Annotated in this window: 9 protein-coding genes; 5 read left to right on the plus strand and 4 right to left on the minus strand. The window is 71.8% G+C overall.

Annotated features, from left to right (window positions below):
- The first annotated feature begins 115 nt into the window (after nt 1–115).
- Complete coding sequence (locus tag Pen02_RS37260; RefSeq protein WP_203870884.1) at nt 116–2,446, plus strand: esterase-like activity of phytase family protein; 2,331 nt, start codon at nt 116–118, stop codon at nt 2,444–2,446.
- 67 nt (nt 2,447–2,513) lie between these two features.
- Here Pen02_RS37260 and Pen02_RS37265 read toward each other — a convergent pair whose 3' ends face one another.
- Both Pen02_RS37265 and thrS read right to left on the minus strand, forming a co-directional pair.
- The gene (locus Pen02_RS37265) at nt 2,514–3,035 is read right to left on the minus strand and encodes an HIT family protein (protein ID WP_203870972.1); all 522 of its coding nucleotides are present in this window, start codon (nt 3,033–3,035) and stop codon (nt 2,514–2,516) included.
- Between the two features lie 116 nt (nt 3,036–3,151).
- Nucleotides 3,152–5,185, minus strand: a complete 2,034-nt coding sequence (gene thrS, locus Pen02_RS37270) for a threonine--tRNA ligase (protein WP_203870885.1) — start codon at nt 5,183–5,185, stop codon at nt 3,152–3,154.
- A gap of 137 nt (nt 5,186–5,322) precedes the next feature.
- Here thrS and Pen02_RS37275 point away from each other — a divergent pair, with 137 nt between their 5' ends.
- On the plus strand, nt 5,323–6,456 hold the full coding sequence (locus tag Pen02_RS37275) for a class I SAM-dependent methyltransferase (RefSeq protein ID WP_239141907.1): 1,134 nt from the start codon (nt 5,323–5,325) through the stop codon (nt 6,454–6,456).
- Nucleotides 6,457–6,573: 117 nt separating this feature from the next.
- Here the strand turns inward: Pen02_RS37275 and Pen02_RS37280 are convergent, their stop codons facing one another.
- Entirely contained in the window at nt 6,574–8,319 is a 1,746-nt protein-coding gene (locus tag Pen02_RS37280; RefSeq protein WP_203870886.1) for a glycosyltransferase family 39 protein, read from the minus strand.
- Nucleotides 8,320–8,613: 294 nt separating this feature from the next.
- Here Pen02_RS37280 and Pen02_RS37285 point away from each other — a divergent pair, with 294 nt between their 5' ends.
- The 3 genes from Pen02_RS37285 to Pen02_RS37295 all read left to right on the plus strand — a co-directional run bounded on the left by Pen02_RS37285 (nt 8,614) and on the right by Pen02_RS37295 (nt 13,106).
- The gene (locus tag Pen02_RS37285; RefSeq protein ID WP_239141908.1) at nt 8,614–10,887 is read left to right on the plus strand and encodes a glycoside hydrolase family 3 N-terminal domain-containing protein; all 2,274 of its coding nucleotides are present in this window, start codon (nt 8,614–8,616) and stop codon (nt 10,885–10,887) included.
- 105 nt (nt 10,888–10,992) lie between these two features.
- A complete protein-coding gene (locus Pen02_RS37290) occupies nt 10,993–11,682 on the plus strand; it encodes a response regulator transcription factor (protein ID WP_107262887.1) in 690 nt (229 codons plus the stop codon).
- 29 nt (nt 11,683–11,711) lie between these two features.
- Complete coding sequence (locus Pen02_RS37295) at nt 11,712–13,106, plus strand: sensor histidine kinase (protein WP_203870974.1); 1,395 nt, start codon at nt 11,712–11,714, stop codon at nt 13,104–13,106.
- Between the two features lie 432 nt (nt 13,107–13,538).
- On the opposite strand, the gene Pen02_RS37300 is transcribed toward Pen02_RS37295, so the two are convergent.
- Nucleotides 13,539–14,564, minus strand: coding sequence for an adenosine deaminase (locus Pen02_RS37300; protein ID WP_203870887.1), 1,026 nt, complete (start codon nt 14,562–14,564; stop codon nt 13,539–13,541).
- Between the last annotated feature and the right edge of the window lie 8 nt (nt 14,565–14,572).

Here is a 14,572-nt window from a genome sequence, read left to right on the forward strand (position 1 = left end):
GGGCTGTCGCCGGGGTAACGACCGCTCTTCGCCCGCCGTTCACCTCGGCGCCGGCTGCCGCTCGTCCTCCCGTGCAACGTTCCGAGCCGGCAAGTCAGACAGCAACGGAGAGACGATGCCCTCGAAGAAGACATACGCGACGCTGGCCGCCGTGGCCGTCGCCGCCGGCACCATCGCCGTCGCCGGCAGCGGCGTGGCCGGTGCGGGTACCGCGACCGCCGGCAAGCCCGGGCCGGAGCGGCAACTCGCGTTCGACCGCACCGCCACCTACCCGGTCTTCCAGAACCGGCCGGCGGGCGAGGACCCGGCGACGCCGACCGTGGCCGAGATCTCGGCGGTCAGCGCCGACGGCCGGACCCTGATCTACACCGACGCGCTGGCCCGGCGGATCGGCTTCCTGGACATCGGCGACCCCGACCGGCCCCGCGGACTGGGCACGCTGCCGCTGACCGAGTTGGGCGACGCCGAGGACGAGCCGACCTCGGTCGCGGTGGTCGGCGGGTACGTGCTGGTGGTGGTGAACACCAGCGCCAGCTACACCGACCCGTCCGGTCGGCTCGACGTGATCCGGCTGACCGACCGGCAGCGGGTGGCGAGTCTCGACCTCGGCGGCCAGCCCGACTCGATCGCGATCAGCGCCGACCAGCGGTACGCGGCGATCGCGATCGAGAACGAGCGGGACGAGGAGGCCACCCCGGCCGGTGGCGAGGAGGGTGACCTGCCGCAGGCGCCCGCCGGTTTCGTGCAGCTCGTCGACCTGGCCGGGAAGTCGCCGGCCGGTTGGCGTACCCGGAAGGTGGCCCTGACCGGCCCCGGCGGCACCGCGCTGCCGGCCCTGGTCTCCGCCGGGCTGGCCGAGCCGACCGACCCGGAGCCGGAGTACGTCTCAATCAACCGCCGCAACCAGCTCGCGGTGACGCTCCAGGAGAACAACGGGATCGTCCTGGTGGACCTGCCCACCGGCCGGATCGAGAAGGTGTTCGGCGCCGGTACCGCGACGGTGCGCGGCATCGACACCGAGAACGACGGTGTGCTCGACCCGTCCGGTTCGTTCGAGGACCTGCCCCGGGAGCCGGACGCGGTCGCCTGGATCGACGACCGCTACCTGGCGACCGCCAACGAGGGCGACTGGCGGGGCGGTACCCGTGGCTGGTCGGTCTTTGACAGCCGGACCGGCCGGGTGGCCTGGGACGCCGGCAACGGCTTCGAGCAGCTCGCCCTCGGTTACGGTCTGGCGAACGAGGACCGGGCCGACAACAAGGGCACCGAGCCGGAGGGCGTGGCGGTCGCCGAGTACGACGGCGTCCGGTACGCCTTCGTCGGCTCCGAGCGGAGCAACTTCGTCGCCGTCTACGACCTGAGCCGGCCCACCTCGCCGGTCTTCCGGCAGATCCTGCCGGCCACCAACGGACCGGAGGGGCTGCTGCCGATCCCGGGCCGGAACCTGCTGGCGGTCTCCAGCGAGGAGGACGACGCCTCGGTGCTGGTACGTGCCTCGGTGACGCTGTACCGGCTGGGCCGGGACACCCCGGCTTTCCCGAGTATCGTCTCCGCGCCGGAGCGGCGGGGTGTCGCGCCGATCGGCTGGGGTGCGTTGGGCGCACTGTCGGCCGTACCGGGCAAATCGCACCTGCTCTACAGCGTCACCGACGCGGCGTACTCGCCGACCCGGATCCTGAGCATCGACCCGACCTCGGCGCCGGCCGTGGTCACCGGATCGTTGACCGTGCAGGCCGCCGACGGCACGCCGGTCGGCTACGACGCCGAGGGGATCTTCGCCCGTCCGCAGGGCGGTTTCTGGCTCGCCGTCGAGGGCGCCACCGGCGCCGGCAACCAGCTCGTCCGGCTGGACGCGGCCGGGGTGACCCGACAGGTCGTACCGGTGCCGGCGGAGGTGGCGGCGGGCCTGGCCAAGCAGGGCTTCGAGGGGGTCACCGCCGGCACCGACCAGCGCGGCCGGGAGGTCGTCTGGGCGGCGCTGCAACGCGAGGTGGCCGGTGACCCGACCGGGGTGGTCCGGCTCGGCCGGTACGACGTCGCCGCGGGCACCTGGAGCTGGTTCGGCTACCGGCTCGGTACGACCGACACTCCGGGCGACTGGATCGGGCTCTCCGAGATCACCGTGGTCGGCGACCGGCTCGCGGTCATCGAGCGGGACAAGCTGAACGGCCCGGCCGCGAAGCTGAAGCGGATCTACACCGTCGAGCTGCCGCGCGCCGCCGCCGGTTCCGGTCCGCTGCGGGTGCTGCCCAAGACCCTGGCGTACGACGTGCTGCCCGACCTGCGGGCGACGAACGGCTGGACCCAGGAGAAGTTGGAGGGGCTCACCGTGGCCGGCGACGGCCAGGTCTACGCGATCACCGACAACGACGCCGTACAGGACGCCACCGGCGAGACGGTGTTCCTCCGGCTCGGCAGCGAGAAGAAGGTGTTCGGGCGGCGCTGACCCTGGCGTTCTCCACGGGGGAGGACGGCCGGCGGACCCGGACAGGGGTCCGCCGGCCGTCCGTCGTTCAGCCCGCCGACGTCGACCAGGCGGTGGCGAGCAGGGTACGCGTGTCGGCCAGCAACTGCGGCAGTACCTTCGTCCGGGCGATCACCGGCATGAAGTTGGCGTCCCCGCCCCACCTCGGCACCACGTGCTGGTGCAGGTGTGCGGCGATGCCGGCCCCGGCCACCCCGCCCTGGTTCATTCCGATGTTGAAGCCGTGCGCGTTGCTGACCCGGCGCACCACCCGCATCGCCGTCTGGGTGCAGTCGGCGAGTTCGACCGTCTCCTCGGCGTCCAGCTCGGTGTAGTCGGCCACGTGCCGGTACGGGCAGACCAGCAGGTGCCCGGGGTTGTACGGGTACAGGTTGAGCACCACGAAGACCCGCTCGCCCCGGTGCACCACCAGGTTCTCCTCGCCCTCCCGTTCGGGGGCGAGGCAGAACGGGCAGCCGGCCGGTTTCTCGTGCCCCTCCCCCGGCCGGTCCGGACCGGAGATGTAGGTCATCCGGTGCGGGGTCCAGAGCCGGTCGAGCCCGTCGGGCATTCCGAGTTCCGCGTGGGGCGCCGCGCCTGTCACGCCGATGATCCTACGACCAGCGGAACGGGCGCGACCGACCCGGACCGCCCGGTGGACGGCTGGGGCACCGGCTCCGTGGACGGCTAGGCCACCGGCTCGGCGCTCGGGCCGGTGTTGACCCGGGACCCGACCACCTCCACCACGTGCGCCACCGCCTCGGCGAGCGGTACCCCGTTGCGCTGCGAACCGTCCCGGTAGCGGAACGAGATCGCCCCGGCGTCCACGTCCGCGTCCCCGGCGATCGCCATGAACGGGATCTTCTGCTGCTGGGCGGTACGGATCTTCTTCTGCATCCGGTCGTCCGAGGTGTCCACCTCGGCGCGGATCCCCTCGGCACGCAGCGCGGCGACGAACCCGTGCAGGTGGGTGGCGTGCTCGTCGCGGATCGGGATGCCGACCACCTGCACCGGGGCCAGCCAGGCCGGGAAGGCTCCGGCGTAGTGCTCGGTGAGCACCCCGAAGAACCGCTCGATCGAGCCGAACAGTGCCCGGTGGATCATCACCGGCCGCTGCCGGGTGCCGTCCGCGGCCTGGTATTCCAGGCCGAACCGCTCCGGCTGGTTGAAGTCGACCTGGATGGTGGACATCTGCCAGGTACGCCCGATGGCGTCCTTGGCCTGCACGCTGATCTTCGGCCCGTAGAAGGCCGCGCCACCCGGATCCGGCACCAGGTCGAGCCCGGACGCCTCGGCGGCGGTACGCAGCGCCTCGGTCGCCTCCGCCCAGTCGTCGGCCGAGCCGATGAACTTCGGCGAGTCGTCCCGGGTCGACAGCTCCAGGTAGAAGTCGTCGAGCCCGTAGTCGCGGAGCAGGTCGAGGACGAACGCCAGCAGCGTGGTCAGCTCGCCCGGCATCTGTTCCCGGGTGCAGTAGATGTGTGAGTCGTCCTGGGTCAGCCCGCGTACCCGGGTCAGCCCGTGCACCACGCCGGACTTCTCGTACCGGTAGACGGTGCCGAACTCGAAGAGCCGCAGCGGCAGTTCCCGGTACGACCGCCCGCGCGCCCTGAAGATCAGGTTGTGCATCGGGCAGTTCATCGCCTTGAGGTAGTAGTCCGCGCCTTCGAGCTTCATCGGCGGGAACATCGTGTCGGCGTAGTACGGCAGGTGGCCGGAGGTCTCGAAGAGCTGCGCCTTGGTGATGTGCGGGCTGTTCACGAACTCGTAGCCGGCCGCCTCGTGCCGGCGCCGCGAGTAGTCCTCCAACTCCCGCCGGATGATCCCGCCCTTCGGGTGGAAGACCGCCAGGCCGGAGCCGATCTCGTCGGGGAAGCTGAACAGGTCCAGCTCGGCGCCGAGCTTGCGGTGGTCGCGCCGGGCCGCCTCCTCCAGCACCTTCAGGTACGCCTTCAGCGCGTCCCGGGTCGGCCAGGCGGTGCCGTACACCCGCTGGAGCTGCGGGTTGCGCTCGTTGCCCCGCCAGTACGCGGCGGCCGAGCGCATCAGCTTGAACGCGCCGATCAGCCGGGTGTTGGGCAGGTGCGGTCCCCGGCACAGGTCGGACCAGCAGACCTTGCCGCTCTCGGCGTCCAGGTTGTCGTAGATGGTGAGGTCACCGGCGCCGACCTCCATCACCTCACCGGCGTCGAGCCCGGCCCCGCCGCCCTCGGTCCCGGCGCCCTTGACCTCGATCAACTCCAGCTTGAACGGCTCGTCGGCCAGCTCGGTGCGGGCCGCGTCCAGGCTGTCGAAGCGGCGCCGCCGGAACCGCTGGCCGGACTTGACGATCTCCTGCATCCGCTTCTCCAGCCGGTCGAGGTCCTCCGGCTGGAACGGGCGGTCGACGTCGAAGTCGTAGTAGAAGCCGTTGTCGATCGGTGGACCGATCCCGAGCTTCGCCTCCGGGAAGGTGTCCTGGACGGCCTGGGCCAGCACGTGCGCGGTCGAGTGCCGCAGCACGTTCAGCCCGTCCGGCGAGTCCAGCCGGACCGGCTCGACCACGGTCTCCACCTCGGGCGCCCAGTCCAGGTCGCGGAGCTGGCCGTCGGGGTCGCGGACCACCACGATCGCCCCGGGGCCGGCGTGCGGCAGACCCGCCGCGGCCACCGCCTCGGCCGCCGTCGTCCCGGCCGCGACGACGACAGGGTCGGCACCGGCGGAGGTACGGGCTTGGGACACGGTGGCTCCTTACGATCTTGGACGAATCGGACAGCGCCGACGGGTACGGCTTGCCCAGATGCTATCGGTCCTGCGTTTTCCTCCTGCCAGCGCCGCTACCTCGGCGTTAGATTGACGCCGTGACTCCCGTGGACGCCGTGAGCGCACTAGAGCGTAGATACCAGACCTTCTTCGCCAACGGGCCGGGCATACCCTTCGCGGTGGCTCCGGTCGGCGGCCCGGTGCACTCCTTCGGCACCGGCGAGCCGCAGTTCACCATCCTGTTGAAGGACGAGCGCGGCGCCAAGGCGCTGGCCGCGCTGGACCAGTTCGCGGTCGCGGTGGCCTACCTCCAGGGGTCGCTGGACGTCGAGGGCGACCTCGCGGCGGCGCTGCGGATGCGGTCGTTCTTCACCGACCGGCACCCGATCGCCTTCCTCGGCCGGTTCCTGCCGGCGCTGCTGCGCGGGCGGCGGGAGGACGACCGGCGGTCGATCTCGCACCACTACGACGAGGACTCCGACTTCTTCCTGACCTTCCTCGACCACCGGCACCGCTGCTACACCGAGGGGGTCTTCGCCTCCGACGACGAGCCGCTGGAAGACGCGATGACCCGCAAGATGGACCTGGCGCTGGAGGCGATCGGGGTCGGGCCCGGCGACCACGTGCTGGAAGTCGGCGGCGGCTGGGGCGCGTTCAGCGAGCACGCCGCCCGCAAGGGGGTGAAGGTCACCACCACGACCCTGTCGGTGGAGTCGGAGCGCTTCCTCACCGAACTGTTCGACCGCGAGCGGCTGCCGGTGCGGGTGGTCCGGGAGCACATCTTCGGTTACTCCCCCGGCGAGCGCTACGACGCGATCGTCAACATGGGGGTCACCGAGCACCTCCCCGACTACCGCACCACCCTGCGCAAGTACGCCGAACTGCTCCGCCCCGGCGGCCGGGTCTACCTGGACGCGTTGGCGATGCGCCGCAAGCACATCGTCTCCACCTTCATGAAGCGGTACGTCTATCCCGGCGGCTCGGCCCCGCTGCTGCTGCACCAGTACCTGCGGCACGTGGCGCAATCGCCGTTCGAGCTGCTCAACCTGACCGACGACCGGCACAACTACTACCTGACCTGCCGGGAGTGGGCCCGCCGGCTGGACGACGCCCGGGACGAGATCGTCCGGCGCTGGGGCGAGCCGCTGTACCGGCGGTTCCGACTCTTCCTCTGGGGCTCGGCGGCCGGTTTCGACACCGGGATGGTCCAGGCGTACCGCTGGGTGCTGCAACTGCCGCCGGCCCGGTAGCCGGCGGCGGCACGTTACCGGCAACTGTTCCAACCGCTGGCCGCGTGCGCCGGACGACCGGACGGCCCCGCACCGGTCGGGCGGCCGGACGAGGTGCCCGGCCGTCCGGCGGGCGGGTCACGGGATGCGGTAGAGCCAGAAGGTGTGGCCGATGACGGCGATCGGTTCCCGCCCCTGGATCAGGTCCGGATAGCTCTGCCGGGCCCCGTCGATCCGCATCGCCGACACCGCGAAGAGCCCGCGTACCTGGTCGCGGGGCACCTTGGCCGGGTCGGCCGCGTTGATGCCGTAGTAGTCGGGGTGGCCGCGGCCCTTCCAGATCAGGAAGACCCGCTCGTCGGAGAGCCCGTGCTCGGCCAGGTAGTCGCCGAGTCGGGCCAGGTCCTGCCCCCAGTCGACGTTCGAGTCGTTCAGGTGCCGGTACGTGTTGGCCGGCCCGCCGAATGCCTCGTTGCCGTACGGCAGGTAGTAGGGGAACGCGCGCAGCGAGCTGACTCCGACGAAGGCGACCAGGGCCAGCACCACCGGCAGTACCCAGCGCCGCCGGTACACCAGCAGTGCTGCGGCGCCGACCGCGAGGAAGACCGGCAGCCAGATCGCGTACCGGGAGCCGAGGCTGCGCGAGCCGGTCAGCGCCACGGTCAGCAGCAGCCCGAGCGGCAGCAGCAGGTAGAGGGCGACCGGCCGCAGTCGGCGTACCGCCAGCAGCGTCGCCACCGCGCCGAGCCACAGCGCGATCATGCCCAGCGGGGTCTTCACCAGCAGCGCGGCCGGCAGGTAGTACCACCGGTTGCCCAGGAACCGCTCGCCGAACAGGTACCCGCCGTAGGTCTGCGACTCGAAACCGAACTGGATCAGCATCCCGTCCCGGTACGGCTCCGGCAGCGGCAGCAGGCTCACCAGGAGCTTCTTCAGCCCGGGTTCGAAATCGGCGACCGGCGTGTAGCGCAGCGCGGGGTCGACGACCAGGTAGCTGAGCCAGACGGTGACGGTGGCGATCAGGCCGACGCCGAGTGCGTACCCGACGCCGCGCAACAGGGTCCGGCGGTCCAGCCAGGCCCACCGCCCCGACCGACCGGCAACGCCGGGGTTCCTCGACGACCAGGCTGCCAGTGCCGCCAGCAGCAGTACCACCGGGAGCAGCGGCAGCGCGGTCATCTTGGTGGCCAGCGCGCAGCCGTACGCCAGCCCGGCCAGCGGTAGGTAGCGCAGCGGGTGCCGCCGGGCCCGCCACAGCAGCCACATCGTGGTCAGCAGGAATCCCGCCAGCGGTACGTCGTTGGTGGCCAGCGAGCCGTGCGCGATCACGTCCGGCGAGAACGAGTACAGCGCCAGTGCGACCAGGCCACCGCCGGTGCCGAAGAGGTCCCGGGCGAAGGCGAACACCACCAGGCCGAACAGCAGCGTCAACACGACCATCGGCAGCCGGGCGAGCCAGAGCACCCGGTCGGCGTCGTTTCCCGGGCCGTACAGCGCCCGGTCGCCGACCTGCCACTGGCCGGACCTGGTGTCGTGCGGCAGTTGGACGTCGGCGAAGGCGAGGCCGGTGGCGGAGACGAGTTTGGCCAGCGGCGGATGCTCCGGATTCAGTCGCAGGTCCCGGTGCTGGAGATAGTCCACCGCCGCACCGACGTAGACCGGCTCGTCGGCGGTCGGCGACTGTTCCCGGGCGGCGGTGACCATGCCGAGCGCCATCTGCCCGAGCAGGACGAGCACCAGCAGCGGCCACAGCCGGGGCAGGTGCCGACGCCAGTTCCGGGCCGGTTCCGGCCCGGCCACCGGAATGTCGACCGTGGCCGGCTCGGCCGGCGGATTACCCGAGGTGGTGCCGTTATCCGATTCCCCCGTAGACAGCACAAGCATTGCGATCCCCGACTTCTACCCCGAAAAGACATCCATCGGCCGCGACGCTGCGGCGTAGGACCGAACCTATGAAACGACCGCAAGCCGGAAGACCGGGGCCGGGCGTGATGATCCACCCATCGGTTACGAGAGCCGTTACGGGATCGTTAACACTTTCCGTGCCCATCGTAGAAACGTCGCCGGGATAGGGTCACCGTGAGCCGAGACACAATTACAAACGTCAATATTCGCGGGTCACCTACGGCGGGGAGCGGCGCCGGGCGTACGGGGACCCGCCGTACGGAAGGACCTCCCGTGCGTACCCGATCTCCCGCCGCCCTGCTGACCGCCGTCGCGCTGACCCTGGTCGGCCTCGGCGTGCCGGCCCCACCGCCCGTGACCGCCACCGCCGCCACCGCCGATGCCGCCGTCACCGCCGCGCTGCCCTACCAGGATCCGGCGCTGCCGGTCGCCACCCGGGTCGACGACCTGCTCGCCCGGATGAGCCTCGACGAGAAGATCGGCCAGATGACCCAGGCCGAACGCGGCTCGGTCACCCCGGCCGACATCACCAGCTACCGGCTCGGCTCGGTACTCTCCGGCGGCGGCTCCGCGCCGACCCCGAACACCGCCACGAGCTGGGCCGACATGTACGACCGGTTCGCCAACGCCGCCCTCGGCACACCGCTGGGCATCCCGATGATCTACGGCTCCGACGCCGTGCACGGGCACAACAACGTGGTCGGCGCGACCATCTTCCCGCACAACATCGGCCTCGGCGCGACCCGCGACCCGGAACTCGTCCGGCAGATCGGCCGGGCCACCGCCGAGGAGGTCGCCGGCACCGGGGTGAACTGGACCTTCGCCCCCTGCCTCTGCGTGGTCCGCAACGACCGGTGGGGCCGGTCCTACGAGTCGTTCGGCGAGCAACCGGCGCTGGTCGGCACGATGACCAGCGTGATCGACGGGCTCCAGGGGCCGGCGCTGGGCGGGCCGGCGTCGGTACTGGCCACCGCCAAGCACTATCTCGGGGACGGCGGCACCACGAACGGCACCGACCAGGGCAACACCCAACTCAGCGAGGCAGAATTGCGGGCCGTACACCTGCCGCCGTTCGCCGAGGCGGTCCGCCGGAACGTCGGCTCGGTGATGATCTCCTACAGCAGTTGGAACGGCCAGAAACTGCACGGGCACGGTTATCTGATCAACGACCTGCTCAAAGGCGAACTCGGCTTCGACGGATTCGTGGTCTCCGACTGGAACGGCATCGACCAACTCGACGGCGCCACCGGCTTCACCGCGGCCGAGGTCCGACAGGCGGTCAACGCCGGAATCGACATGGTGATGGCACCGACCGGCTGGCAGCAGTTCATCGGCTATCTACGGGCCGAGGTGCAGGCCGGCCGGGTCAGCCAGGCCCGGATCGACGACGCCAACCGGCGGATCCTGACGAAGAAGTTCGCACTCGGCCTCTTCGAGCGCTCGCTGGCCGACCGGTCGTACACGTCGACGGTGGGCAGCGCGGCACACCGGGCGCTGGCCCGGCAGGCGGTGGCCAAGTCCCAGGTACTGCTGAAGAACGAGGGCGGGATCCTGCCGCTGGCCACCGCGAACAACCGGATCTTCGTGGCCGGCAAGAGCGCCGACAACATCGGGTACGCCAGCGGCGGCTGGACCATCTCCTGGCAGGGCGGCAGCGGGGCGATCACCCCCGGCACCACCATCCTGCAGGGCATCCGGAACACCGTCGCCTCCTCCAGCACGGTCACCTACAACGCGACCGGTACCGGCATCGACAGCTCGTACCGGGCCGCGATCGCGGTGGTCGGCGAGACGCCGTACGCCGAGGGGCGCGGTGACCGGACCGGCGGGATGGGCCTGGACTCGACCGACCTGGCCACGCTGGACCGGCTGCGCGCCGCCGGAGTGCCGGTGATCGTGGTACTGGTCTCCGGCCGGCCGCTGGACATCGCCGCGCAGTTGCCGAACTGGCGGGCACTGCTCGCCGCCTGGCTGCCCGGCACCGAGGGCGGCGGCGTCGCCGACGTGCTGTTCGGGGTACGCCCACCGACCGGCAAGCTGCCGGTGAGCTGGATGAGCAGCGCCGGCCAGCAGCCGATCAACGAGGGCGACGGCAAGACCCCGCTCTTCCCGTACGGCCACGGGCTCGGCTACCCCGGCCAGCCACCGACCACACCACCGCCGACCACACCGCCACCGACCACTCCCCCGCCGACGACCGCGCCGCCCAGCACTCCACCGGCCGGCGCCGGCTGCCAGGTGACGTACGCGGTCAACGAGTGGAACGGTGGCTTCTCCGGAAATCTCACGATCCGCAACACCGGCGGCGCCGCGCTCTCCGGCTGGACGCTCGGCTTCACCTTCCCGTCCACCGGGCAGCGGGTGGTGCAGGGCTGGTCGGCCCGGTGGAGTCAGTCCGGCACGGCCGTAACCGCCAGCAACGAGACCTGGAACGCCAACCTGGCGGCCGGAGCCTCGGTCGGGATCGGCTTCAACGGCAGCCACACCGGCAGCAATCCCCGGCCGACCGGTTTCACCCTCAACGGGCAGTCCTGCGCGACAGACTGACCCGCGTCCGGTCCGCCCGGGTCTGACCTGGAGGGCTCCGGTCCGGGCGGACCGACGTACCGGGCGCCGATCCACCCGACTTGCCATGGGCAGTACGGTCATCAGGTGGCCACCGTCCTCCTGGTCGAAGACGACCATGTCGTACGCGGCGCCATGCTGCGCTCCCTGGCCGACCGTGGGCACGCGGTGCACGCGGTCGGCACGGCGCTCGACGCACTGCGCCGGGTCGCCGCGGAAACCCCCGACCTGGTCGTACTCGACCTCGGGCTGCCCGACCTGGACGGCGCCGACGCGCTGCGGATGCTGCGCGGCATCACCGACGTGCCGATCATCATCGCCACCGCCCGGGACGACGAGCAGGCGATCGTCCGGCTGCTCCGGGCCGGTGCCGACGACTACATGGTCAAACCGTTCACCGGCGCCCATCTGGACGCCCGGATCACCACCGTGCTGCGTCGGGTCGGCCGGGCGAGCCGTACGGTGGAGCCGGCCGTACACTCCGTCGGCGGGCTGCGGATCGACGTCGGCGAACGGAGCGCCCTGCTCGACGGGGTGCCCCTGGCGCTGACCCGCAAGGAGTTCGACCTGCTGGCCTATCTCGCGGCACGGCCCGGCCGGGTAGTGTCCCGCCGGGAACTGTTGGAGGAGGTATGGCGGCAGCCATCGGTCGGCGAGGATCAGACCATCGACGTGCATCTGTACTGGCTCCGCCGCAAAATGGGCGAGTCCGCGGCGAAGCCCCGCTACCTGCGCACCGTGCGGGGGGTCGGGTTCCGGTTGGTGGTACCGGACTGAGGTTGGCGCTGGCCTACCTCGGGGCCGGCATGACCACCATCGTCGCGCTCGCCTTCCTGATCCCGCTCGGCACGGCACTGCAACGCGACGCCCGGGAGGACGCGCTCTCCGACGCCGCCCGGCGCAGCGCGGTGGTCACCGGTGCGCTGGCGGTCACCACCGACCCGGCGGCACTGCGCCAGGTCGTCGACTCGACCGCCGGCAACACCGGCAATCCGCCGGTCGTGCACGGCCTGTCACTCGGCGGCAACCCCCGGGCCGCCGCCGGTGACGTCGACCGGGCGGTCCGGACCGGCACCTCGGTCGTGGCCGAGGTGGACGGCGGCGTGGTCCGGCTCGAACCGGTCCCGGTCGCCGGCCGGGTGCTGGTGGTCGAGGTCTTCGTCTCCGAGGCCGCGCTGACCGCGGGTACCGGCGGCACCTGGCTGATGCTGATCCTGGTCGCGATCGGCCTGGTGGTGGCCTCGGTGATCGTGGTGGACCGGCTCGCCGGCAGGGCGGTCGCGTCGGCCCGCGGGCTGGTGCAGGCGGCGCTCGCCGTCGGCGACGGCGACCTGGAGGTACGCATCCAGCCGAGTGGTCCCCGCGAGTTGGCCGAGGCCGGGTACGCCTTCAACCGGATGGCGGACCGGCTGGTCACCTCCCGCACCGACGAACGGGAACTCGTCGCCGACCTGTCGCACCGGCTGCGTACCCCGCTGACCGTGCTGCGGCTGGACGCCGACGCCCTCGACTCCGACGACACCAGCGTCGGCTCGTTCAGCGCGGCCGAGCTGGACCGTCGCCGTACCATCCGGCGGATCCGGCAGGCGATCGTCACGCTGGAGGGCGAGATCGACGTACTGATCAACACGACCCGCAAGACGGTGGCCCAGGAGGCGGCGCCGGGCAACTGCGACGTCAGCGAGGTGGTCCGGGACCGGATGGTCTTCTGGTCCGCGCTGGCCGGCGACCAGAACCGGTCGCACCGGGTGATCGGCGCGCACACCCGGATCCCGGTGCCGGTGCCGAGGGCGGAGCTGGCCGCCGCGCTCGACGCGGTGCTCGGCAACGTGTTCCGGTACACCCCGCAGGGCACCGCGTTCGAGGTCGCGGTCACCCGCCGGGACGGCTACATCGCGGTCCGGGTGGACGACGCCGGACCGGGCATCGCCGACCCGGACCGGGCGCTTCGCCGGGGTGCCAGCGACCGTGGCTCCACCGGCCTCGGCCTGGACATCGCCCGCCGGGTGGCCCAGCAGGCGAGCGGCTCGGTCAGCATCGACCGGGCCCGGCTCGGCGGGGCGAGCGTGGTCATGCTGCTGGCCGATCCGGACGCGGCACCCCGACAGGTCAGCCGGTTCGGGCTGGTCGGCCGGCTGGCCCGGGAGAAGGACGCGGTAACCCGCCGCCGCTGGTCCCGGCAGCGCGAGAGCGGAGACTGACCGGGTGCGGATCGGGCGCTCCCGTAAGGAGTTTCTGGTTCCGCGCAAGTCTTCCTTAGGTCTGGGTTAACGCCAGTTCCGGCGCCCGACTCCGGTGGCAACATCGAACGCGATCCCATCCTGCTCCACCGGGCCACTACCCACAGATGTTTGCCCCAACCCGGCCCGTGGAGCCTGGCGCGCGGCGGAAACACGGTCCCCCACACCTGGTTTCCGTCGCGCGCCGAAAACAGCACGGCAGAGGTCCGGCCGGCGTACCACCGCGACACGCGCACCGCGCGCGGCGCGGGGACGTACCGGCCGACTCCGCCCCATGAACGCTGGCCCGGCGCGGCCGCCCGCAGCACCCCGCGCCGGGCCAGCCTCTGTCTGCGGTGGCCCGGCCCGCCCCGGGAACCGGTTGCCCCGGTCGGCAGGACCGGGGCGGGCGGTTCAGGACCGGTGGCCGGCCAGGTAGGCGTCGATCTCGGCGGTCAGCTTGTCCTTGTCCGGAGCGGCCAGGAACGAGGCGGTGACGGCGTTGCGGGCCAGCCCGGCCAGCCCGGCGGCGTCGAGGTCGAGCAGCCGGGCGGCGACGGCGTACTCGTCGTCGAGGGTGGTGCCGAACATCGGCGGGTCGTCGGAGTTGATCGTCACCAGCAGGCCGGCCTCGACCAGCCGGGGCAGCGGGTGCTCCTCGATCGCGCGAACCGCCCGGGTCCGGACGTTCGAGGTGGGGCAGACCTCCATCGGGATCTGCCGCTCGGCCAGGTGGGCCAGCAGGGCCGGGTCCTGCGCCGCCGAGATGCCGTGCCCGATCCGCTCCGCACCGAGGTCGCGCAGCGCGTCCCAGATGGTCCCCGGCCCGGTGGTCTCGCCGGCGTGCGGTACGGAGTGCAGCCCGGCCGCCCGAGCCTCGTCGAAGTACGGCTTGAACTGCGGCCGGGGCACACCGATCTCCGGTCCGCCGAGCCCGAAGCTGACCAGCCCGTCCGGCCGCTCGTCGAGGGCGATTCGCAGTGTCTGTTCGGCCGCCGGCAGCCCCGCCTCGCCGGGGATGTCGAAGCACCAGCGCAGCGAGATGCCGAACTCGGCCTCGGCGGCCCGCCGGGCGTCCTCGATCGCCTCGCAGAACGCCGGCGCCGGAATCCCCCGGTGCACGTGCGAGTACGGCGTGACGGTCAGCTCCGCGTACCGGACCTGCTGGCGGGCCAGTTCCCGGGCCACCTCGAAGGTCAGCAGCCGGACGTCGGACTGGTCACGGATCAGGTCGACGACGCTGAGGTAGATCTCGACGAAGTGGGCGAAGTCGCGGAACTCGAAGTAGCTGGCCAGCGCCTCCGGATCGGCCGGTACCCGGGTCCGGCCCTCGTGTCGGGCGGCGAGTTCGGCCACGATGCGCGGCGACGCGGAACCGACGTGGTGCACGTGCAGCTCCACCTTGGGCAGTCCGGCGATGAAGGCGGAGAGGTCGGTCACGGATACTC

The sequence above is a fragment of the Plantactinospora endophytica genome, from assembly GCF_016862915.1.
GTDB lineage: Bacteria > Actinomycetota > Actinomycetes > Mycobacteriales > Micromonosporaceae > Plantactinospora > Plantactinospora endophytica.

What these genes read in the sequence shown, in the direction of transcription:
- Pen02_RS37260 (WP_203870884.1), top strand. Translation starts at nt 116, where the DNA reads ATGCCCTCGAAGAAGACATACGCGACGCTGGCCGCCGTGGCCGTCGCC.
- Pen02_RS37265 (WP_203870972.1), bottom strand. Translation starts at nt 3,035, where the DNA reads ATGCCCGACGGGCTCGACCGGCTCTGGACCCCGCACCGGATGACCTAC.
- Pen02_RS37280 (WP_203870886.1), bottom strand. Translation starts at nt 8,319, where the DNA reads ATGCTTGTGCTGTCTACGGGGGAATCGGATAACGGCACCACCTCGGGT.
- Pen02_RS37295 (WP_203870974.1), top strand. Translation starts at nt 11,712, where the DNA reads ATGACCACCATCGTCGCGCTCGCCTTCCTGATCCCGCTCGGCACGGCA.